The sequence below is a fragment of the Patulibacter brassicae genome (assembly GCF_033949425.1).
Classification (GTDB): domain Bacteria; phylum Actinomycetota; class Thermoleophilia; order Solirubrobacterales; family Solirubrobacteraceae; genus Patulibacter; species Patulibacter brassicae.
Genome location: NZ_JAXAVX010000003.1, coordinates 356,999 through 379,338, shown reverse-complemented (window position 1 = coordinate 379,338; position 22,340 = coordinate 356,999). Strand labels below are relative to the sequence as shown.

Annotated in this window: 18 protein-coding genes and 1 pseudogene; 14 read left to right on the top strand and 5 right to left on the bottom strand. The window is 76.2% G+C overall.

Going from position 1 to position 22,340, the window contains the following annotated elements; translation table 11 throughout:
• The first annotated feature begins 7 nt into the window (after positions 1-7).
• From SK069_RS09355 to SK069_RS09325, 7 genes are read left to right on the top strand one after another with little or no spacing between them, the layout of a single operon-like run.
• On the top strand, positions 8-880 hold the full coding sequence (locus tag SK069_RS09355) for an MlaE family ABC transporter permease (protein WP_319953948.1): 873 nt from the start codon (positions 8-10) through the stop codon (positions 878-880).
• Positions 877-2,199 (top strand): MlaD family protein, encoded by a 1,323-nt coding sequence (locus tag SK069_RS09350; RefSeq protein ID WP_319953947.1) that lies wholly within the window; start codon positions 877-879, stop codon positions 2,197-2,199. Before SK069_RS09355 ends, SK069_RS09350 begins: the two co-directional genes overlap by 4 nt.
• Entirely contained in the window at positions 2,196-3,536 is a 1,341-nt protein-coding gene (locus tag SK069_RS09345; RefSeq protein ID WP_319953946.1) for an MlaD family protein, read from the top strand. Before SK069_RS09350 ends, SK069_RS09345 begins: the two co-directional genes overlap by 4 nt.
• On the top strand, positions 3,533-4,813 hold the full coding sequence (locus SK069_RS09340) for an MlaD family protein (RefSeq protein ID WP_319953945.1): 1,281 nt from the start codon (positions 3,533-3,535) through the stop codon (positions 4,811-4,813). The genes SK069_RS09345 and SK069_RS09340 overlap by 4 nt, the downstream gene beginning before the upstream one ends.
• Positions 4,810-6,144, top strand: coding sequence for an MlaD family protein (locus SK069_RS09335; protein WP_319953944.1), 1,335 nt, complete (start codon positions 4,810-4,812; stop codon positions 6,142-6,144). Before SK069_RS09340 ends, SK069_RS09335 begins: the two co-directional genes overlap by 4 nt.
• The gene (locus tag SK069_RS09330; RefSeq protein ID WP_319953943.1) at positions 6,141-7,382 is read left to right on the top strand and encodes an MlaD family protein; all 1,242 of its coding nucleotides are present in this window, start codon (positions 6,141-6,143) and stop codon (positions 7,380-7,382) included. The genes SK069_RS09335 and SK069_RS09330 overlap by 4 nt, the downstream gene beginning before the upstream one ends.
• On the top strand, positions 7,379-8,710 hold the full coding sequence (locus SK069_RS09325; RefSeq protein ID WP_319953942.1) for an MlaD family protein: 1,332 nt from the start codon (positions 7,379-7,381) through the stop codon (positions 8,708-8,710). Before SK069_RS09330 ends, SK069_RS09325 begins: the two co-directional genes overlap by 4 nt.
• Before the next feature lie 41 nt (positions 8,711-8,751).
• Here the strand turns inward: SK069_RS09325 and SK069_RS09320 are convergent, their stop codons facing one another.
• From SK069_RS09320 to SK069_RS09305, 4 genes and pseudogenes are all read right to left on the bottom strand, one after another.
• Positions 8,752-9,576: a hypothetical protein gene (locus SK069_RS09320; RefSeq protein WP_319953941.1), complete on the bottom strand. Its 825-nt coding sequence runs from the start codon at positions 9,574-9,576 to the stop codon at positions 8,752-8,754.
• 8 nt (positions 9,577-9,584) lie between these two features.
• Positions 9,585-11,132 (bottom strand): annotated as a pseudogene (locus tag SK069_RS09315) (succinic semialdehyde dehydrogenase); the annotation flags it as partial.
• 13 nt (positions 11,133-11,145) lie between these two features.
• The gene (locus tag SK069_RS09310) at positions 11,146-11,967 is read right to left on the bottom strand and encodes an enoyl-CoA hydratase/isomerase family protein (protein WP_319953940.1); all 822 of its coding nucleotides are present in this window, start codon (positions 11,965-11,967) and stop codon (positions 11,146-11,148) included.
• 5 nt (positions 11,968-11,972) lie between these two features.
• Positions 11,973-13,493 (bottom strand): long-chain-fatty-acid--CoA ligase, encoded by a 1,521-nt coding sequence (locus SK069_RS09305; protein ID WP_319953939.1) that lies wholly within the window; start codon positions 13,491-13,493, stop codon positions 11,973-11,975.
• Between the two features lie 143 nt (positions 13,494-13,636).
• On the opposite strand from SK069_RS09305, the gene SK069_RS09300 reads away from it, so the two are divergent.
• From SK069_RS09300 to SK069_RS09275, 6 genes are all read left to right on the top strand, one after another.
• Positions 13,637-14,890 (top strand): LuxR C-terminal-related transcriptional regulator, encoded by a 1,254-nt coding sequence (locus SK069_RS09300; RefSeq protein WP_319953938.1) that lies wholly within the window; start codon positions 13,637-13,639, stop codon positions 14,888-14,890.
• A 147-nt stretch (positions 14,891-15,037) separates the two neighbouring features.
• Positions 15,038-16,681, top strand: a complete 1,644-nt coding sequence (locus SK069_RS09295; RefSeq protein WP_319953937.1) for an NAD(P)/FAD-dependent oxidoreductase — start codon at positions 15,038-15,040, stop codon at positions 16,679-16,681.
• Between the two features lie 9 nt (positions 16,682-16,690).
• Entirely contained in the window at positions 16,691-17,734 is a 1,044-nt protein-coding gene (locus SK069_RS09290; protein WP_319953936.1) for a carbon-nitrogen hydrolase family protein, read from the top strand.
• A gap of 43 nt (positions 17,735-17,777) precedes the next feature.
• Positions 17,778-18,179: a nuclear transport factor 2 family protein gene (locus SK069_RS09285; protein ID WP_319953935.1), complete on the top strand. Its 402-nt coding sequence runs from the start codon at positions 17,778-17,780 to the stop codon at positions 18,177-18,179.
• 100 nt (positions 18,180-18,279) lie between these two features.
• A complete protein-coding gene (locus tag SK069_RS09280; RefSeq protein WP_319953934.1) occupies positions 18,280-19,722 on the top strand; it encodes a hypothetical protein in 1,443 nt (480 codons plus the stop codon).
• Between the two features lie 113 nt (positions 19,723-19,835).
• On the top strand, positions 19,836-21,287 hold the full coding sequence (locus tag SK069_RS09275; RefSeq protein ID WP_319953933.1) for a WS/DGAT/MGAT family O-acyltransferase: 1,452 nt from the start codon (positions 19,836-19,838) through the stop codon (positions 21,285-21,287).
• A 30-nt stretch (positions 21,288-21,317) separates the two neighbouring features.
• Here the strand turns inward: SK069_RS09275 and SK069_RS09270 are convergent, their stop codons facing one another.
• Entirely contained in the window at positions 21,318-21,959 is a 642-nt protein-coding gene (locus tag SK069_RS09270) for a GMC oxidoreductase (protein ID WP_319953932.1), read from the bottom strand.
• Between SK069_RS09270 and SK069_RS09265 the strand changes: the two genes are divergently transcribed.
• Positions 21,958-22,338, top strand: a complete 381-nt coding sequence (locus SK069_RS09265; RefSeq protein ID WP_319953931.1) for a hypothetical protein — start codon at positions 21,958-21,960, stop codon at positions 22,336-22,338. The two genes, SK069_RS09270 and SK069_RS09265, sit on opposite strands and share 2 nt — an antisense overlap.
• Positions 22,339-22,340 lie beyond the last annotated feature (2 nt).

Below are 22,340 nucleotides of genomic sequence, written 5' to 3'. Positions count from 1 at the left end.
GGCCGGGATGGAAGCGGCCTCGCAGCACGAGCAGCAGCCCGTCGGCCCGTTCCGCGTCGGGCAGGCGCGCACCCCGTCCCAGCGGCTGGCCCGCGGGCTCGGCGAGCCGGTCCGGCGCGGGCTGGGCGAGGCCGGCGAGCTGGCGACCTTCGTCGGGCGCACGCTCGTGGAGCTGCCCGGGGTCTGGCGCTACACCGGCGAGATCCTGCGTCAGACGGCGCTGCTCGTCTCCGGATCGGCGCTCGTCATCTGGTTCATGGAGTTCATGGTCGGCACGATGTGCGGGACGGAGGCCAACTACGTCCTGCGCGGGTACGGCGCGACCGCCTACGCCGGGCTCTTCACCCAGGGCTGCGGGCTCCGCGAGCTGACGACGTTCATGTGGGGCTACGTGCTCGCGGCGAAGGTCGGCTGCGGGCTCGTCGCGGAGATCGGGTCGATGCGGATCAGCGACGAGCTGGACGCGATGGAGGCCCAGGGGATCAACCCCATGCGCTACGTCATCGCCACGCGCCTGGTGGCCGCGTGGCTGGCGTTCCCGTTCCTCTACATCGTCGGGCTCGGCTTCTACTACCTCGCCAACTACCTCGTCCTGATCGTCCAGATCGGCGAGGTCTCCCAGGGCGGATGGGAGCTGACGCACTGGGCCTTCGCCGACCCGATCGACGTGCTCTACGCCCAGATCAAGGCGATGAGCATCGGTACGGCGATCACGCTGATCGGCCTGTACTACGGCTTCCGGGCCCGCGGCGGACCGGTCGGCGTCGGGACCGCCACCGCGCGGTCGATGATCCTCAACCTCATCGTCCTGCACGTCATCGGCGCGCTCGGGACGATGGTCTTCTGGGGCCTCAACGCGCGGTGGCCGATCGGCGGATGAGGCGCGCCGCCGGGCATCTCCTCGACCGCCCGTGGGTGGTCGTGCTGGCGCTCGCCGCCGCGCTCGTGGCGTGGTGGGCCGCCGGCACCCGCCGCCAGCCCCACCACGTGCGGGCGGTGTTCTCGTCCGCGGTCAGCCTGACCTCCGGGCTGGACGTCCAGGTCGACGGGGTCGACGTCGGCAAGGTCGGCGACGTCGCCTATCGCGACGGCGAGGCGATCGTCGAGCTCGGCATCGACGACGAGCGGGTCTGGCCGCTGCCGCGCGGGACGACCGCCGAGATCCGCTTCGGGACGACGGTCGGCAACGGCACCCGGACCGTGCAGCTGCACCCCGGTCCGCGCGACGCGCCGGCGATCCCCGACGGAGGCGTCATCGCACGCCGCGACACGCGCGCGCCGGTCGAGCTGGACCGGTTCTTCGACACGATGGACGCCCCGACCCGCCGCCGCTTCCAGGACGCGATGGGCCTGAGCGCCGCCGGCACGAGCGGACGGGGCCGCGAGCTGAACGCCGCGCTGCGCCGCGGACCCGGCGCGGTCGCCTCGCTCGGCGGGGTGCTGGGCGACCTCGCCGTCGACGAGGGGGCGCTGGCGTCGCTCATCGCCGGCGGCGACCGCGCGAGCGCCGTCCTGGCCGCCCGCGCTCCCGGCATCGAGCGGCTGCTGCAGGGCGCGGCCTCGACCTTCGACGCGCTGTCCCGCGACGCCGACGGGGTGCGGGCGTCGATCGAGCGCCTCCCCGCGACGCTGCGCGAGACCCGGACGACGCTCGCGCGTCTCGACGCGACCGTCCCGCGCTTGGACGCCCTGCTGCGCGACGTCGCGCCCGGCGCCCGCCGCCTGCGCACGCTCGCCCCGGTCGCCGTCCCGGCCGCCGCGGAGCTGCGACGGACCTCGCGCCTGGGCGCCTCGGTCCTGCGCGCGGTCGCCGCCGACGCCCCGGGCGTCACCGGGCTGCTGCGCGACGCCGCCCCGTTCCTGGGCCGCGTCGGACGCGCGTTCGAGGGCACCGTCCCGACCGCGCGCTGCGTGCGGCCGTACGCCCCCGAGATCGCCGCGTTCCTCTCGACCTGGACCGGCTTCAGCCAGAACCTCGACGCCGGCGGGCACTACGCCCGGACCCACATCCTCCAGGGGCCGACCTCCGTGAACGACCAGCCGCTGAGCTCGGCGCAGCTCGTCCGGGTCGTGCCCGGCGTGACCTACGCGCTGCCCCGGCCGCCGGGCCTCAACGAGGGCCGTCCGCGGTCCCTGCCGGAGTGCGGGGCGGGGCCCGATGCGCTGGACCCGGCCAAGGATCCGGAGGCGCGGCGATGAGCGGCGTCCGGGGCGCGCTGCTGCCGCTGCTCGTCGGCGTCGCCACCGTCGGCGTCGTGCTGCTCGGGCGCGACCTGCTCTTCGACCACTCCGGCGGGTACGTCGTGCGGGCCGAGATCGCCGACGCCGCCGGCCTGCGGCGCAACTCGGCGGTGAAGGTCGGCGGCGCGACCGGGGGCCGCGTGACCGACGTGACGCTCACCCGCCGCGACACCGCGATGGTGACGATGCGCCTCGACGACGAGGCCGCGCCGATCGGCGCCGGGGCGTCGGCCCGCGCCCGGCCGGTGAACCTGCTCGGCGAGAAGTTCGTCGACCTCGACCCGGGCGACGTCCGGCACCCGCGCGCGTCGGCGTCCACGATCCCGCTGCGGCGCACCGCGTCCCCGGTCGAGCTGGACGACGTGCTCAACGCGCTGGGCCCGGACGTGCGGGCGCGGCTGCGGATCCTCGTGAACGAGGCCGGCGTGGCGCTGGCCGGCCGCGGCGCCGACCTCAACGCGCTGCTGGCGCACTTGCCCCCGGCGCTCGACGAGCTCGGGCGCACCGTCGACGACCTGGGACGCGACAACGCGCGGATGCGGCGGCTGATCGTCGCCGGCGAGCGGGTCGTCGGGGACGTCGACGGGCGTCGCGACGACCTCGCCGAGCTCGTCGCCCAGGCCGACGCCGCACTGCGCGTCACCGCTCGTCGCCGCGCCGCGCTCGGCGCCACGATCGACCGCGCGCCGCAGGCGCTGACCCAGCTGGGGCGGAGCGTCGGCGTCCTGGCCGAGAGCGCCGACCGGCTCGTCCCCGCCGCGAGCCGGCTGCGGGCGTCGGCGCCGGCGCTGCGGCAGGCGCTGCAGCGCGCCCCGGGCTTCGCCGACGACGCGCGCGGCACGCTGCGCACCGCGCGCGCCGTCGCCCCGGCCCTGACGCGCCTGGGGCGCGAGGGCACCGGGCCGGTCGGTCGCCTGGAGCCGCTGACCGGCGACCTCGCGCAGCTGGCCGCGGAGCTGGAGCCGGTCACGACGACGCTCGATCGGACGATCGCGGACGCCCTCGGCTTCGTCCACGGCTACGCCCGCGCCCAGCAGGAGCGCGACGGCCTCGGGCACGTCCTGCGCCTGCGGCTGATCGTCGGACGCACCGCGCTCGAGGCCCTCGGCCGCGGGCTCGGCGGGTCGTCCGCCCCCTCGTCGTCCCGCGCCCGGTCCTCCTCCTCGCCACGACCGGCGCGGGGCGGCGAGCGCGACCGTCCCGGGTCCGGGTCCCGCGCGTCGCGCACGGCCCGGCCCGCGGCGGAGGTCCCCGGCCGGATCCAGCGGCTCCTGCGGGAGGTGCTCGCCCCATGAGGCCGCGCCGTCGGCGCCCCGCCGGCCGTCCGCCCCGCCGCGTCGCGCTCGTCGCCCTCGGCGTGGCGACGACCGCCATCGCCGCGCTCCTGCTGGCCGTCGGCTACGACGCGCCCAACCGGATCCCCGGCCGCGGGTACTACACCCTCTCCGTCGCGCTGGACGACGCCGACAACCTGACCGCGCACCACCAGGTCCGGATGGGCGGGCGCAACGTCGGACAGGTGCTGCACCCGCGCGTCCGGGACGGCCGCGCGGTGATCGACCTCCAGCTCGAGCGGCGGATCGCGCCGCTGCGCGCCGACACCCGCGTGGTCGTCCGTCCGCGCAGCCCGATCGGCGTGCGCTTCGTCGAGCTGCGGCCCGGGCGGCGCGGCGCGCCCCTGCCCGACGGGGCCGTGATCCCGGCCACCCAGAGCTCGGCCACCGTCCCGCTGGACCGCGTGCTCGGCACGCTGGACCGCCGGCGGCGCCGGGAGGCCGCGACCGCCGCGCGCGAGCTGGGCCGGGGCTTCGCCGACCGCGGCGAGGACGTCGCCGCGACGCTGGAGTCGGCGCCGCGCGCGCTGCGCCGGACGCGCTCGGCCCTCGCGCCGCTGAACGCCCGGACCGGCGCGACCGCCGGCCTCGTCGCCGGGGCCGAGGCCGCGGCGAGCGCCGCCGCGCCGGTCAGCGGCGACATCGCGGCGGGACTGCGGCCGGAGGCCCGCGTCCTGCGGACCGTCGCCGAGCATGAGGCCGGCGTGGACGGCACGCTCGCCGTGGCGCCCGACGCGCTGCGCCGGATCGCGGAGGACCTGCGCCGGACCGATCCCCTGCTGACGGCCGTGGGACGCCTGGGCACCGCGGGCGCCGACGCGCTGACGCGCGGGCCGCGGACGTTCCGCGCCGTCTCGCGGATGCTGCGCGACGGCCGTCCCGGCCTGCGGGCCGCGCCGCCGGTGCTCCGCCGCGCCGAGGCCGCGACCGATCCGACGCTGCGGCTGCTCACGGCGCTCGATCCGGTCGTCCCCGCGATCTCCCGCACCGCCCGGGCGTCCAGCCCGCTGCTCGTCGAGCTGGGCCGACGCGACTGCGACGTCCGGCGCTGGTTCCGCGGCTGGCGCGGCGTGCTGACCGAGGGCGTCCCGACCGGCGCGCCGATCGGCCCCGCCACGGCGCTGCGCCTGCACCTCCTGACGACGCTCGAGTCGGTCGGCGGCCAGGGACCCGCGCTGTCGCAGGCGCTCCCGCCGCTGCGCACCGACGCCTACCCGGAGCCCTGCCGCGACCGATGAGGCGCCTCTTCCGCTACGTCCCCGGGCAGCACCGCCCGCGCACCGTCCGCAACGGCGCGATCCTCGTCGCGATCGTGGCCTTCGTGCTCGTCTCCGGCTTCGGGCGCGGCGTGCCGCTGTGGCCCGACCGCCGCGACGAGGTCACCGCGCGCTTCGCCCGCGCGGACTCCCTGCGCGCGGGTGCCCCGGTGCGCGTCTCGGGCGTGGACGTCGGCGAGGTCTCCGGCGTCGAGCTGGGGCCGGGCGGCCGCGGCGCGATCGTCCGGATGCGGATCGATCGCGGCCAGGACCTCGACCTGCGCAGCGACGCCCGCGCCCACCTCTACTGGCGCACCCTCCTGGGTCGCAACATGTACGTCGAGCTGGAGCCCGGCGACGCCGCCGACGCCCTGCACGACGAGATCCCGACGCGTCGCACGAGCGCCCAGGTCGAGGTCGACCAGCTCCTGCAGGTCTTCGACCCCGGCGGACGACGCGCCCTGCGGGTCGCCACCCGGGAGTTCGAGCGCGGGTTCCGCCGCCCCGCCGACGTCCGCCGCGCGATCGACGAGGCGGCGCCCGCCGCGGCGACCGCCGCGCCGGGGCTCGCCGCGCTCCGGGGCCGCGACAACGGCGACCTCACCCGTCTCGTGCGCGACGCCGCGCGCGTGACCGGGACGCTGGCGCGCGAGGACGACGACCTCGCCGGTCTCGTGGAGCAGGGAGCGCGCACGTTCGCGACCACGGCGGCGCGGGCCGCCGACCTGCGACGCCTGATCGCCGTGGCCCCCGGCGCCCAGGACCGCGCGCAGCGCACGCTGCGACGGGTCCGCGGGACGCTGGACCTCCTCGACCCGCTCGTCGAGGAGCTGCGCCCCGGCGCCCGGCGGCTCGACGCGACGGTCGCGGCGCTGCGTCCGGCGCTCGACGACGCGCGTCCGCTGCTGCGCGCCGCCCGCCCGACGCTGCAGGAGCTCCGCCCGGCGATCGCCGCCCTGCGCGGGGCGAGCGCCGTCGGACGGCCGCTGATCGCCGCGCTCGAGCCGACGGTCGACCGCTCGCTGCGCGAGCTCGTGCCGTGGCTCGCGCGCCGGGACGACGAGACGAAGCTCGCCAACGGCTGGGCGATCGGCCCGTGGTTCAGCGGCGCGTCGGCGGTCGCGAGCCGCTTCGACGCCAACGGCTACCTCCTGCGGATGCAGCCGGGCCTGAGCGCGCGGTCGCTGGACGCGCTGCCCTGCCGGCTCGTGCTCGCCGATCCGGCCGGGGGATCGGTCGGCTGCGACGGGCTCAAGCGAACCCTCGGGGCGCTGCTCGGCGTCCCGCCCGCGGCGCGGGAGGCTCGCCGATGATCGCTCCCCGCCTGCGGCTCGAGCTGCGCCGCGCCCGGCGCCCGCTGCTCTGGATCGGCTGGCTGCTGCTCTGCGCGGCGCTCGCCTCCTGGGTCGTCTTCCGCAACCAGACGTTCGAGCGCCCGTGGGACGACTACGTCCAGGTCCGGGTCGCCGTCGATGACGCCAAGGGCGTGCAGGTCAACCACCAGGTGCGGATCGCCGGGGTCGTCGTCGGCGTCGTGAAGCGGATCGACCTGCAGCGGCGCCGACCGGTCCTCACCCTGTCGCTGGAGCGCCGCTACGCCCCGATCCATCGCGACGCGCGCCTGCGGATCCGCCCGCAGACGCCGCTGAACGACATGTACGTCGCGATCGAGGACCGCGGGTCGGTGCGCGCCGGCGCTCTCGGTCCCGAGACGGTCCTCGGCGCCGAGCGGACGACGTCGCCGGTCGACGTGTCGCGCGTGCTGAACACCTTCGACGCCGACACCCGCGTGCGGATGACCCGGCTGCTGGAGGGCCTCGGTCGCGGGCTGGACGACGAGGGCGGACGCCAGCTGCGCGCCGCGTTCGCGCAGCTCGGGCCGTTCCTGCACGACGCCCGGCGCCTGACCGGGGTGCTCGCGGAACGACGGACCACGATGCGGCGGCTCGTCCACGCGCTGGCCGGCGTCAGCGGGGCGGTGGCCGCGCGCGACCGGCAGCTCGCCGGGCTCGTCCGCGGCGGTGGAGCGACGCTCGACGAGCTCGCCCGCCGCGACCGACCGCTCGACCGGACCCTGCGGGCGCTGCCCGCGACGCTGACGACGCTCGAGCGGGGACTGGCCCGCGTGCATGCGGCGACGGGGGAGGTCGACCCGGCGCTGCGGGAGCTGCGGCCCGTCGCCCGGGCCCTCGAGCCGGGGCTCACGGCCCTGGAGCGGCTCGGCCGCGACGCGCGTCCCGCGGTCCGGGCCCTGCGGCCGTCGGTCGTCGCGCTGGAGCCGCTGAGCGTCGCGCTGCGCCCGACCGCCGCCGGGCTGGAGCGGACGTTCACGCGCCTGGCCCCCCAGGCGCCGCGGCTGGACCGCGTCACGACGAAGGTCGCCGGCTGCCTGCTGCCGAGCCAGAAGTTCCTGCACTGGTCGCTGTCGGTGTTCAAGTTCGGGGACGCCAACGCCGCCTACACCCGCGCGGAGTCGGTGCTCGGCGTCGACAGCGTCGACGGGGCGCTGCGCGAGCCCAACGCCCGCCATGAGGAGGACTGCGCCGAATGACGACGTCGCACCTGGGACGCAAGGCGGCGGTCCTCGTCGCGTTCCTCGCCGTCTGCGCGGCGGTCTTCTCCGGGCTCTACGTGCTGGCCGGGGGCCGGCTGCCCCTCGCCGAGGACCGCTACGAGGTGGCGGTCGTGCTACCCGATCCGTTCCAGCTCGTCGCCAACGCCGACGTGCGGGCCGCAGGGGTCCGGATCGGCAAGGTGCAGCGGATCGAGCCGCGCGGCGCGGCCGGCGTCGTGCACCTGGCGATCGAGCGCCGCTACGCGCCGATCCACCGCGACGCCCGCGTCCGCCTGCGGACGAAGACGCTCGTGGGCGAGAACTACCTCGAGGTCGACCCCGGCACGGCGGCGGCCGGCGCCCTCGCGGAGGGCGACGCGCTGCCGCTGGACCACGCGGGCGAGGCGGTCCAGCTGGACCGGATCCTCTCGACGCTCGACCGGCGCACGCGGGCCGAGGTCCAGCGCAACCTCGACGCGCTGGGGCCGGGCGTCGACGGTCGCGGAGCCGACGTCGGCGAGTTGTTCGCGGCGCTGCGCCCGACCGTCGGCCGCGTCGACGCCGTCGCCGGGGTGCTGCGCGGGCAGCGCGACGCGCTGGCCGACCTCGCCGACCAGACCGGCCGGGTCCTGGCCGCCTTCGGCCGGCGCAGCGCCGCGGTGCGCACCCTCGCCACCCAGGCGCGTCGCGCGGCCGACGCCGCCGCGGCGCGGGACGTCGCGCTCGGCCGGGCGATCGACGCACTGCCGGCGACGCTCGAGCAGGCGGCCGGCACGTCCCGGCGGCTGGCGGGCCTCTCGCGGACCGGCACGCCGACGGTGCGTGCGCTCGCCGCGTCGGTGGCGACGCTGCGCCCCGTCGTCGACGACCTCGGTCCCGCGGCCGTCCAGGGGCGGCGGCTGCTGCGCGAGCTCCCGCCGTTCCTGCGCCGCGCCGATCCGCTGCTGGACGGCCTGCGGGGCCTCGCCGACCAGGCGCTGCCCGCCGTGGACCCGACGCGCCGACTGGTCGCGCAGCTCGAGCCGCTCGTCCGCCACCTCGCCCCCTACCGCCGCGAGCTCGGCGCGTTCTTCGCGGCCGTCGGCTCCACGACGCAGCGCCGGGACGGCGTCGGGCACTACCTGCGGGTCCAGCAGTACTACAGCCCGACGAGCCTCTCGCTCTTCACGCCGGAGATGCGGCGGGCGCTCGAGGGCCTGACGCACAGCGGGCTCGTGGCGCCGTTCACCGGCGAGCACCGCAACGCCTACCCGGCGCCCGGGCGCCTGCAGGACCCCGGGCCGTTCGGCGACGGGCCGGCGCCCGAGCCGCCGGCCGGGCGCTGAGCCCCTCCGGCGCGCGGCGACGGCCGGCGAGCCCCGATCCCCTAGGGCGTCGGCTGCGTCAGCCGGGCGAGCTCGTGCTCGCGCAGCGCGAGGAGCAGCGCGCCCGCCGCGTCGAGCACGTCGGCCAGCGCGCCGACGTCGTCGGCATCGCGCGCCGCCGCCCGCAGCTCGCCGGCCGCGGCGGCCAGGTCGTCCGGCACGCCCGGCTCACCGGCGACGAGCTCGAGGGCCGCGCGCGCCTGCGCGCGCGCCGCGGCGGGCCGGTCGTGGGCGAGGTCCAGCAGGCCCCGCAGCAGCACGTCGTGGGCGCCGCTCAGGGTCCCGCCGGTGCGCAGCAGCGCCGCGACGATCTCGTCGGGTGCGAGCCGCTGCGCCAGCGGCGGGCCGCCCCACGGACGGCGGCGGGCCTGCAGCGCCAGCAGCTCCGACGCGCGACCTTCGTCGATCTCCTCCGGGCGACCCCAGCCGAGCCGCACGACCCGCGGGTCCCAGCGGCCGACCTCGACGACGTACGGGTTCTGGGCGGCGACCCGGAACGCCCGGATCGCGCCGTTGAGGACCGCCAGCGCGGCGGCGACGTCCCGCTCGCGCAGGCCCTCGTCGTCGCGCCACCGCCGCATGAGCGCCGCGGGCTCGTCGAGGGGGCGGCTGCTGCGCACGAGCCGCGCCACGGCGAGCGCGACCGGCCGCTCCGGCTCGGCGTCGTCGACCGGGAGGGCGCGCGAGCGGCGCAGCCGGGGGAGCACCGGCGGGAGCGGGCCGCCGCGGACGTCGAGCAGCAGCACGTCCCCGTCGGCCAGCCGGTAGCGCCCGGGCGGGGGCCCGAGCGCGTGGGTGAACTCCAGCTCGACGAACGCGAGCGCCATCGCGATGCTCAGCGGTAGGCGCGGCCGCGGTTCAGCAGCCGGATCGCCCGGCCCAGCAGCCCCGTCGACCACGCGCGGTAGGGGTACATGTTGATCTCGCGCTTCAGCGACAGCGGCATCACGAGCATGCCCTGCGGGTGCGTGTACTTGCGGATCCCGGCCTGGCCGTGCCGCTGCCCGATCCCGGAGCGCTTGACGCCGCCCATCGGGACCTCGAGCGCCGTGTAGAGCAGGATCGCGTCGTTCACCGACGCGCCGCCGACCTGCAGCCGCTCGGCGAGGGCCCGTCCGCGCGCCACCGACCGCGTCCAGACCGAGCCCTGCAGCCCGTACGGGGAGTCGTTGGCCAGCCGCAGCGCCTCCTCGGCGTCCGGCACGCGCATGATCGGCAGGATCGGCCCGAACGTCTCCTCGCGCATGACGTCCATCGAGTGGTCGACGTCGGCGAGCACCGTCGGCTCGTAGAACTGGCCGGGGCCCTCGCCGCGCCGGCCGCCCGTGACGACGCGGGCGCCCTTGGCCACGGCGTCCCGGACGTGGGCGTCGATGATCTCCAGCTGGGCGGCGGAGGTCACCGCGCCCACGTCGACCGAGCCGGCCGCGCCCGGGACGCCCTGGCGGAGCTTCGCGACCTTGTCGGCGACCCGCTCGACGAACGGCCCGTAGATCGCGTCCTCGACGTAGATCCGCTCGACCGAGATGCAGATCTGCCCGCCGTTGAGCAGCGAGTAGTACGCCGCCCCGTTGGCCGCGCGCTCGAGGTCCGCGTCGGCGAGCACGATCATCGGGTCCTTGCCGCCGAGCTCGAGCCCGACCGGCGTGATCGTCCGGGCGGCGCGCTCCATGACCTTGCGACCGGTCGCCGTCGAGCCGGTGAACTGCAGGTAGTCGACCTCGTCGATCAGCGCCTCGCCCGTCGTCGCGTCGCCGGTGACGACCTGGAAGACGTCCTCCGGCAGCCCGACCTCCTCGAGCATCCGCGCGAGGAACAGCGAGGTCAGCGGCGTGAGCTCGGAGGGCTTCAGCAGCACCGCGTTGCCGGCGGCCAGCGCCGGGACGCAGTCGCCGAAGGAGTTCGTCAGCGGGAAGTTCCACGGGCCGATCACGCCGACGACGCCGACCGGCCGGTGACGCAGCCGGAGCCGCTTGCCGGTGAGGAAGCGGTTGGACGAGCGGACCTTCTCGTCCGCGAGGTAGCGCGGGGCGCTGCGCGCCCAGAAGCCGAGCGCGGCGGCGCCGTAGGCGACCTCCGCGATCTGCGCGTCCTCGCGCGTCTTGCCGGTCTCGGAGACGATCACGTCGATCAGCTCCTCGGCGTGGTCGACGAGCCACCGCTGCGCGCGCAGCAGGACCTCGCGGCGGCCGGCGAACCCGGCCGCCTCCCACGCCGGCTGGGCGGCGCGGGCGCGGGCCACGGCGGCGGCGACCGCGTCCGGGCTCGTGATCGGCACCGTGCCGATCACGGCGCCGGTGGCGGGGTCGGTGACGGTGATCGACGCCGCGGCGGCGTCGACGGGGTGCTGCTCGATCGCGTCGATGGTCGACATCGCGCGCTCCTCTCCTCGGGGTTCAGAAGCCGCAGAACGCGGGGCGGCGGCCCTCCTGCAGCGCGCGCGTGCCCTCGACGAAGTCGATCGTCTGCGCGCAGATCTGCTGCACGGTGACCTCCTGCTCGGTGGTCGCCGCGAAGCCGGGCTTCGCGGCGGCGTCGAGCACGCGCTTGGCGTAGGCCACGGGGACGGGCGCGCACTGCAGCAGCTCGTCCAGCAGGTCGCTGGTCGCGCCGGCGAGCTCGCCCCGGGGCGCGGTCCGGTTGGCCAGGCCGATCGCGTGCGCCTGACGGCCGTCGATCACGCGCCCGGTCATCACGAGCTCCTTGGCGCGGCCGAGGCCGACGATCGACGGCAGCCGCGAGCTCCCCCCGCAGTCGGGGATCAGGCCGATGCGCGCCTCCGGGAGGCCGAGCCGCGCGTCGTCGGCGACGACCCGCAGGTCGCAGGCCAGCGCGAGCTCCAGCGCGCCGCCGAGGCACGTCCCGTGGATCTCGGCGATCGTCGGCTTGAGCATCTGCTCCAGCAGGCTCCACGTCCGGCTCACGAGCCGGTGGAACTCCCGGATCCGCCCGGGGACCTCCGCCAGCTCGCAGAGGGTCGCGCGGTCCATGCCGGCGGAGAACACCGGCCCGTGGCCGCGCACGACGACGGCGTGGACGGCGACGTCGGTCTCGGCCGCCTGGAAGGCGTCCGCGAGCGCCGCGACGAGCTCGTCGTCCAGCGCGTTGCGCTTCGCGGGGCGGTTCAGCGCGATCGAGCGGACCGGACCGTGGTCGGCGACGGTCACGAGGGCCTCCGCGCGGTCCGCCGCGCCCGGCGGACGGGGGGCGCTGCGCACGCCGCTCATCGGCTCGGCGCGGTCGCCGCGAGCGACGCGCGGTCGATCTCGCGCTTGAGGATCTTGCCGGTCGGGCCCTTCGGCAGCGCCGCGACGACCCGCACGACCCGCGGGTACTTGTAGGCGGCGATCCGCTCGCGCACGAACTCGCGCAGCTCGTCCTCGCTCGCGGCGGCGCCCGGCCGCAGGGCCACGACGGCGGCGACCTCCTCGCCGAGCTGCTCGTGCGGGACGCCCAGGACGGCGGCCTCGGCCACGGCGGGGTGGTGGTAGAGGACCTCCTCGATCTCGCGCGGGTAGACGTTCATCCCGCCGCGCAGGATCAGGTCCTTGCTGCGGTCCACGACGTAGACGAAGCCGTCCTCGTCGGTCCGCGCGAGGTCGCCGGTCGAGAGCCAGCCGTCGGCGTCGAGCACCGCGGCGGTCGCCTCGGGACGGCCGAGGTACTCCGCCATCACGCAGTGCCCCCGGATCTGGATCTCCCCGACCTCGCCCACCGGGACCGGGCGGGCGTCCCCGTCGACGACGCGCAGCTCGACGCCGCGGATCGGCTTGCCGATCGACCCCGCGCGCCAGTCGTCGGCGCGGTTGAAGGACGCCACCGGCGACGTCTCCGAGAGCCCGTAGCCCTCGAGCACGGGACATCCCAGGCGCTCGCGGGCGGCGGTCAGCAGCTCGACGGGCAGCGCGGCGCCGCCCGCGAGGCAGCGGCGGAGGCTCGAGACGTCGCGGTCGCCGAGGACCTGCAGCAGCGCGCCGTACATCGTCGGGACGCCGAGGAAGATCGTCGCGCGACGGCCGACGATCGCCCGCACGACCTCCTCCGGGTCGAACCGCGGCACGAGCACGAGCGTGCCGCCGGTGGCCAGCGTGGCGTTCATCGCCACGCTCTGCCCGAAGCTGTGGAAGAGGGGGAGCGTCCCGATCACGACGTCCTCGGGGGTGGCCTCGAGCAGGTCGATCGCCCCGACGTGGGCGTTCCAGGTCATGTTCGAGTGGGTCAGCACCGCGCCCTTCGGCGACCCGGTGGTGCCGGAGGTGTAGAGCAGCACCGCGGCGTCGTCGGCGCCCCGCGGGGTCCAGGACGCGACGGGGCGCTCGCCCTGCGGCAGCGGGGACGAGCCGCCGTCGAACCCGATCACGGTCGCCACGCCCGCGGCGGCGGCACCGGCCTGCGCCTCGGTGGACAGCGCGTCGAGGTGCAGGAACGCCCGCGCGCCGGAGTCCTCGAGGTAGTAGGCGATCTCCCTCGCCTTCAGGAGCGGGTTCATCGGCACGACGACGGCGCCGATCCGCAGGATCGCCCAGTACGCGATCACGAACCCCGGGACGTTCGGCGCCATGAGGGCGACGCGGTCGCCGGCCGCGACGCCGCGATCGCGCAGCGCCCCCGCGAACCCGGCGACCTGCTCGTCGAGCCGGCCGTAGGAGAGGGCCTCGCCCGGTGCGTCCGAGCGCCGCAGGGCGGTCGCGTGCGGCCGCGCGGCGGCGGTCTGGCTGAGCAGCGCGGCGAGGTTCAGGCCCATGCGGCGATCTTGCTCGCCCCAGGCCCGGCGCGACAGGCCTCGACGGGGGTCACTCGTTCCCCCGTTCGGGCCGAAATCCCCCCGACGGGAGATGCCGGGTGTACGTTCGAATCGGCCGGTCTATCGGAGGAGAGGGGACGGTCGTGCCGATCGAGATCGCATCCGCCTCGCGGCGGATCCAGTGGGACGACGCCGAGACCCTGCGGCGCGAGGACGCCGCGCTCGGGCGGCGGATCGGGGACGCGCTGCGGCGGGCCGCCCGGTACGTCGACGTCGACCCGCCGAAGGACGACGAGGCGGGAGCATCGCCGGACGCCGCCGACGCCCTGACGGGGGCCGTCGGGCAGCTCCGCGACGCGCTGGAGTCCCCGGCCGGGCTCGAGCGCGACGACCTCCTCGCCGTCTCGCGGCTGGCGCTCGAGCTGCAGGACCTCGCGCGCGAGCACCAGGAGCGGTCGGTCGGACGGCGGCTGCGGACGCTGGGCGCGTTCCAGGACGCGCTCGCCCGGCCGCAGGGGGAGTCGAGCGTCGAGAAGCTGCTGGAGCGCGAGACGATCGAGGCGTGCCGCCGCTACGGCTTCGACCGGGCCATGCTCTTCCGGGTCGACGGCTCGCGGCTGTCGGCGATCGCCACGCACTTCCGCGACCACGAGGCGTGGGCCTCGGAGTGCCACGCCGTGGCCGCGGCGCATCCCGTGCCGCTGCAGTCGATGCTGCTGGAGACGGAGATGCTGCGCCGGCGGGCGGCCGCCCTGATGCTCGATCCGATGGACGATCCGCGCGGGTACAAGCCGATCGTCGACAAGATCGAGACCAGCGGCTACGTCGCCGTGCCGGTCATGCCGGAGGGCAAGGTCCTGGCCACCATCCACGCGGACCGCCACTTCTCGGGGCGGCGCGTGGACGCGATCGACCGCGACGTGCTGGCGGCGTTCGCCGCCGCGCTCGGGTCGATGATCGAGCGCAAGGTGCTCGTCGACCGGCTCACGGCGCAGCGCGACCACGTCCGCTCGATGCTGCAGGCCACCGACGACTTCGTCTCGGCGTTCTGCGAGTCCGAGATCGGCCTCGACGCGCCGGACGTCCCCCGATCGCCGCCGGCTCCCGCGGCGTCGCGCGCGACCCGGCCGGTGATCGGCGCCCCGGGCTCGCCGGCCGAGCGCCTGCTGAGCCGCCGCGAGATGGAGGTCCTGCGACTCATGGCCGGCGGCGCGACGAACGCCGTGATCGCGGATCAGCTCGTGCTGTCCGAGGGGACGGTGAAGTCGCACGTCAAGCGGATCCTGCGCAAGCTGCGCGCCGCCAACCGCGCGGAGGCGGTGTCGCGGTTCCTCCGCCTCGAGGGCGGGATCCAGGCGGCCGACGAGGCCGTCGAGGGGATCCTCGACCGCCGCTGAGCGGCGTCGCCGGGGCGCGCCGAGCGCACCCGCCCGCCCGCCCTCCCCATCGGGTCGGGACGTCCGCGGACGGCGTGCTCGGTCGGGGGAACGGGTTACCCCCGACGGGACTTTCGCCGGGCCGAGGCCCCGACCTAGCCTGGCGGCATGGTGTCGTCGGAGGAGGGACGGAGCAGCATGTCGCAGAGCACGGAGGTCGTCGACGTCGTGGTCGTGGGGGCGCGTCCCGCGGGGACCGCGACCGCCATCGCCCTGGCCCGCCGGGGGCGGCGGGTGGTCGCGCTGGACCGCGCGTCGTTCCCGTCGGACACCCTCTCCACGCACGTGCTCTTCGCGGGGTGCGTCGTCGAGCTGCACCGCAGCGGCGCGCTCGAGCGGGTGCTGGAGACCGGCGCCCCGAAGCTCCCCGCCGTGCAGCTCTCGGCCGCCGGCCACGACGTCCGCGGGCACTACACGCCGGTCGACGGCATCGACTACGGCCTCTGCGTGCGCCGGATCGGCCTCGACATGGCCCTCGTGGAGACCGCGCGGGCCGCCGGGGCCGAGGTCCGCGAGCGCTGCACGGTCACCGAGGTGCTGTGGGAGGGCGGCCGTGCGGCGGGCGTGCGCTACACGGACCCGGACGGCGCGTCCCGCGAGCTGCGCGCCCGGCTGGTGGTCGGCGCCGACGGCCGCCGGTCGCAGATGGCGCAGCTCCTGGGCTCCGACGTCTACCGGACGGCCGAGAACGGTCGCGGTCTGGCCTTCCACTACGTCCGGGACCCGTGGGCCGGGGACCCGGAGGGCGCCGCGCACCGCGACTCGATCACCCAGTGGCGCGTCGGCGACACGCTGGGGATGTTCTTCCCGACCGACCAGGAGGGCGGCCTGGCGCTGTTCATGCCGCCGAAGGAGGACATCTCGCGCTTCCGCAAGGACGCCGACGGCGTCTGGGCGGAGAAGGTCGCCAGCAACCCCGGCCTGCGGCGCCGGCTGGCGGGGACCGAGCGGGAGGGCAAGCTCCGCTCGACGGCGGACGTCGAGGCGTTCTTCCGCGTCTCCAGCGGCGCCGGGTGGGCGCTGGTCGGCGACGCCGGCCACTTCAAGGACCCCGTCGTGGCCCAGGGCATCCGCGACGCGCTGCGGTTCGGGCGGCGTCTCGGCGAGACGGCGGCGGAGGCGCTCGACCATCCGGAGTGGCTGGACCGGCGGCTCTTCGCCTGGGAGCTCGAGCGCGACGCGGAGTGCCTGCCGAGCTTCTACCTCGGCCGCAAGCACACGCGGACGCACCCGGTCAGCCAGCTCGAGCAGGAGTTCTTCCGGGAGGCCGCGGACGACCCGCGGCTCGCGCAGGAGCTCGCCGACGTCTTCGCCCGCACGCGCAAGCCGCAGCAGCTCTTCCGGCTCGACCGCCAGCTGCGCTGGTTCGCCAAGGCGGCGCTGCGACGCGGAGCCGACCGCGGCGCGCTGGTCCGCGAGGCCGTCGAGGAGCTGCGCCTCGACGCGCGGATGCAGTGGGACCTCGCGGTCCTGCGCTCCGGGCGACGCGCCGGGGGCGGGACCTGGAACCGCTGGGGCCGCAACGGCTGGTCTCCGCGGGTCGCGCTGCGCCCTGCGCGTCCCGCCCCGTCGGCGCCCGTCCGCCAGCGTCCCGTCGACGCCTCGTGGAACGCCGGTGCGGACCCGGCGCCGCCCGCCGGGGAGACCACGCCGGCGGCCGCGTCGAGCCCGCCCGGGTCCGCCGGCGACGGCGCCCCGCCGGCGCCGCGCCCGGCGCGCCGCCGCAAGCAGCCCGCCACCACCGCCGCCTGAGGACCGACCATGCCCGATCGCATCACCGTCGCGGCGATCCAGCCGCAGCTCGTCGTCGGCGACGTCGACCGCAACCTGCGCCGGGTCGCGGACCTCGTCCGCCAGGCCCACCGCGAGCACGCGCCGGACGTCGTGCTCCTCCCGGAGGGGATGACCTCGCCCAGCGCCCACGGCGCCGTCGTGCGCACCGTCGCGCGGCCGGTCGCCGGCGAGCCGTTCGCGCTCCTTCGGCGCCTCGCGCGGGAGCTCGACTGCACGATCGGCGGCGGGTTCGTCGCCAAGCGGGGCGCCGACGCGCGCGGCACGTACGTCATCGCCGAGCCCGACGGCGGCGCGCACCTGCACGACAAGGACCAGCCGTCGATGTGGGAGAACGCCTACACGACCGCCGGCACCGACGACGGGCTGTTCACGACCGGCCTGGGGCCGATCGGCACCGCGATGGGGTTCGAGTGGAACCGCAGCCGCACGGCACGCCGCCTGCGCGGCCGGGTGCGGGCGGTGCTCGGCGGGTCCTGCTGGTGGTCCTACCCCGACTGGCTGCCGGTGCGGTCGTGGTTCGGGCGCGACCACCAGTACAACGTCGCGGTCGCCCGCGAGATGGCGCCGCGGATGGCGCGGGCCGTCGGGGCCCCGGTCGCGATCGCCCAGCACGTGGGCGAGGTGCGCAGCGGCACGCCGCTGATGCCGGGCGTCCCGTACCGGACGCTCTACGTCGGCGAGACGCAGATCGTCGAGCGCGACGGCACGGTGCTCGCCCGGCTCGCCTACGAGGACGGCGAGGGCTACGTCGCGGCGGAGATCGGCCTCGCCGACCCGCGCCCGCTGGATCCGGTCCCCTCGGGCTTCTGGATGGCGCCGATGCCGTTCTCGCTCCAGGCCGTCTGGCACATGTACAACGCGCACGGCCGCGCGCGCTACGCGATCGACAAGGCGCGAGGAGCGTTCCCCTGGCAGGAGCTGCCCGACGCGGACCTGCCCGGCTACGTGCCGCCGCCGACCGAGGCCGAGGCCGCTACCGGCGATCGCGCCCGCGAGCGGACGACGGCATGAGCACGCGGAGCGCATCGCCGAGCACGAGCAGCAGGAGCCGAGGATGAGCGAGCAGGTCCACGAGCGCTACGAGCGGGCGATGGCGCGGGGGGACCTCGACGGCGTCCGCGCCTCGCTGGCGGAGGGGATCCGCCTCCACAGCCCGGTGACGCCCAAGCCGTTCGAGGGACGCGAGCAGGTCGCGCGCGTGCTCGGCGCGATCCTCGAGATCTTCGAGGAGCTGCGCTTCGACGCGCCGGTGTCGACCGCCCCGTTCGTCGTCCTGCCGTTCCGCGCGCGGATCGGCGACCGCGACCTGCAGGGCGTCGACTACCTGCGCTTCGACGACGACGGACTGATCGCGGAGTTCACCGTCATGGTGCGCCCGCTGACCGGGCTGATCGCCCTCCAGAACCAGATGGCGCCCCGCTTCGGCGCCGCGCCGCTGCAGCTCGTCCACGGGTAGTCGTCGCTCGGGCGGGTCGGGGACCCCGACGAAGGTTTGGGGTGGGGTTCGGGGGGCTTCCCCGTGGTGGGGGACGGCGATCGATCGCAGGATGCTCGCCATGTCATCCACCTCCCGTCCCCTGCGCCGCCGCGCGGCTGGTGCGGCCGCCCTCGCCGCCTGCGTCCTGGCCGCCGCGGCGACCCCCGCCTCCGCCGACTCGATCGCCTACGTCAAGGGCGGCGACGTCTGGCTCTCCACGCCCGACGGCTCCCGGCAGTACCGCGTCACCGACGACGGCGGCTACTCGCAGGTCTCGCAGTCCGACAGCGGCCGGATCGCGGCGCTGCGCGGCGACCGGATCAGCACGTTCAACCCGGACGGCTCGCCGATCCACGTCGACGGCAGCCGCCGCTACGACATCCTCACGCCGCACTCCTACACGCACCCGGGCACGATGTTCCGCGGCCCGTTCGACCCGGCGATCTCGCCGGACGGCATGCGGATCGCGTACTCCTGGTACTACACGCAGACCGGGCAGACCCCGAACTGCAACCCGTCCAACGGCTGCCAGACGGTCTACGGCCGCCAGGGCACGAACTACATCTCGCCCGACGGCAAGAGCCCGTTCGACCAGCCCGGCTTCAACGAGCAGACCGGCTGGGTCGGTCCCTCGTGGACCAGCGACGGCGGCACGATCATCTCCGACCCGATCCAGGTCGGGAACCCCGACGCGGTCGTCCACACCCCGGGCGACCAGCACAACGGCATCCGCGGCGCGATGTCGCCGTGGTTCTTCGACCCGAGCGCCACCGGCGGCCTGGCCGACGGCGAGCTCACGCGCGACCGGACGAAGCTCGTCTTCGTCACCGGCCAGGCGCACGAGACGCTGTTCCTCTACCGCGGCAACGGGGGCCATCCCCACGTGCCGGAGAATTGCTACAAGCTCACCGACGGCACGGGTCGGATCAGCTCGCCCTCCTGGTCGCCGGACGGCACGACGCTCGCCTTCGCCGACGACTCCGGCATCAACGTCCTGCCGCTGCCGAGCTTCGCGACCGACTGCGGCACGCCGACGGCGGAGCACGCCAAGCGGCTCCTCATCCCCGGGGCGACGAGCCCGGACTGGGGTCCGGCCGACGTGCCCGCCGGCCCGGGCAAGGGCGGCGGCGCCGGCGGCGGTGGCGGCACCGGCGGCGGCGGGACCGGCGGCGACACCGGCGGGGGCGGCGGCACGGCGAAGCCCGACCCGAAGCCCGACACGGCGAAGCCGCCGCGCGGCCCGGCGATCACCGTTCGCGGGTCCCTGCGCCTGTCCTCCGTCCTGCGCAAGGGCGTGACGCTGCGCGTCAGCGGCCTGAAGGCCGGCGCGCGCACCGCGCTCCAGGTCCGCTACCGCAAGCGCACCGTCGCCCGGCGCACGGTGAAGGTCGGCACGACCGGCGTCGTGTCGGCGACGCTCAAGCTGTCCGCGGCCGGCAAGCGGGCCCTCAAGGGCAAGCGCTCGGCGGTGCTCGAGCTGCGCGCCGGCGCGATCCGCACCACCGCGAAGGTCCGTCGCTGAGCGGCGGCGTCCGTCCCGCGCCGGGGCGCGGGACGGACGGTGCTCCGGCCGCGCGCTGGGTGGTGGCCGCCCGCGGCCGCGCGAGACTGCTCCCCGATGGAGGGAGCGGAGCGATGCGGATGATCTCGGCGCTGGACGGCGCCTGGCTGCTGGTGGAGTCGCGCGACACGCCGATGCACGTCGGGGCGCTGCTGGAGCTCACGCTGCCGGAGGACGCGCCGCCGGACTACCTGCGCCGGCAGCTCGCCCGGATGCGCGCGCAGCGGCAGCTCGCGGCGCCGTGGAACCTGCGCCCGGTCGAGGCCCCGATCCTCGGCGCGCGGCTCCCGCTCATGCGCGAGGTCCGGGACGTGGACCTCGACTACCACGTGCGCCACTCCGCGCTCCCGAACCCCGGCAGCCAGCGCGAGCTGGGGATCCTCGTCTCGCGGATCCACGGCAACCCGCTGGACTTCCACCGGCCGCTCTGGGAGGTCCACGTCATCGAGGGCCTCGAGGGCAACCGCTGGGCGATGTACGCGAAGATCCACCACTCGCTGATCGACGGGGTCAGCGGCATGCGCCTCATCCTCAAGGCGCTGTCGACGTCGGCCGACGACCCCGACACCCCGCCGATCTGGACCGTCGGGCCGCGCCGCGCACGGCGGCCGCGGGTCGCCGGCGACGACGGGCCCGCGGCGCCTCCTCGGGACGCGCCGGCCGCCGGCCGGGGGCCGGGCAGCGCCCTGGCGCGGACGGGACGCCAGGCGCGCGGGGGCCTGCGGGCGCTCCGCGGACTGACCGGCGCGGCGGGCGAGCTGACCCGGGCGGCGTTCAGCGGCGGGGCGCTCCAGGCGCCGTTCCGCGCGCCCTCCTCGGCGCTCGGCGGCACGATCGGCGGCTCGCGGCGGTTCGCGACCCAGCAGTACGAGCTCGAGCAGCTGAAGGAGCTCGCCCGGGCCGGGGGCTGCACCGTCAACGACGTCTGCCTGTACCTCTGCGGCACCGCGCTGCGACGCTACCTCAGCGAGCACGCCCAGCTGCCCCGCCGGTCGCTGACGGTCGGATTCCCGGTCAGCCTCCGCTCCGCCGACGACGATCGCGTCGGGACGGCGATCGGCACCCTCGTCGCGGACCTCGCCACGAACGTCGGCGATCCCCTCGAGCGGCTGGAGGCGATCCGCGCGTCGACGGCCGCCGCGAAGGAGCACCTCCAGGCGATGCCGGCCGAGGCCCTGAGCTCGCAGACGGTCGTCGTCAACGGCCCGTTCATCCTCGGCCTCGTCGCGGGCCTGAAGGGGCGCACGCCGCGGCCGTTCAACATGCTCCTGTCGAACGTCCCCGGACCGGCGGAGCCGCTGTACTTCGCCGGCTCCCGCCTCGACGCGATCTTCCCGGTCTCGCTCGTCTTCCACGGCGCCGCGCTGAACGTCACCTGCATCAGCTACGCCGGCACGATGAACTTCGGCCTCATCGGCGCGCGCGACACGCTGCCGCACCTCCAGCGGCTGGCCGTCTACCTCGGCGAGGCGCTCGACGAGCTCACGGGCATCCTCCTCGGGGAGGGCGCGTCCGCCGGCCGCTGACGGCCGGCGGACGTCCCGCGCAGCCGGCGCTCAGCCCTCGGCGGCCGTCGCGGCGGTCACGGGCGACCGCGGGGCGGCGACGCCGCGGATGAGGTCCGACGCCTTCTCGGCGACCGCGAGCGTCGGCACGTACGTGTTCGCGCTCGGCACGACGGGCATGACGGACGCGTCCACGACGCGCAGCCCGCGGACGCCGATGACGCGCAGGTCGGCGTCGACGACGGCGTCGGGATCGTCGGCGCGGCCCATCCGGCAGGTGCCCGTGTGGTGGTAGGCGACGCAGCAGTTGCGGCGCACGAACGCCTCCCACCCCGCGTCGTCCTCGATCGGCGCGGGCGGGTTGAACCGCCCGCTGATCGAGCCCTCGAACGCCGGGTGCTCGAACAGCTCCTCGAGCAGGCGGCAGCCCGCGATCATCGTCCGCAGGTCGCGCTCGTCGCCGAGCAGCTGGTGGTCGATCGTCGGCGCGCTGAGCGGATCGGCGTCCGTGATCGTGACCCGCCCGCGCGTGTGCGGCTTGCAGAGGGTGAGCTGCATCGCGACCGCCGCCCGCAGCGGCATCTCGGCGGTCAGCGCGGAGCGCGACTCGGGCTTCAGCCGGTACGCGAACGGCAGGAAGTGCAGCTGCAGGTCGGGCCGGTCCAGCGACGGATCGGTCCGCACGTAGCCCATGGCCTGCACCACGGGCGAGGCGAGCGAGGCCCTGAACGACGCGGGCTGGCTGCCGTTCGTCGGCGTCTTCTACGCGACGTTCATCCAGGTCATCGCCGTCGGGCTCTGCATCCTGCAGCACCCCGAGCAGCGGGTCTTCCCCCGCTGGCTGGGCTTCTTCAACCTCTGGGTCGGCGTCGTGATGCTGCCCGACGTCCTCATCTTCTGGTTCAAGTCGGGGCCCTTCGCCTGGAACGGGATCGCGCCGTTCTGGGTCATCCTCTGCGCGTTCTGCGTCTGGTTCCTCGTCATGTCCTGGGCGGTCCAGCGCGCCGTGCGCCAGCAGGTCGCCGACGAACGACAGGCCGTCGCGCTCGAGCGCGAGCCGATCGCCGCCTGAGC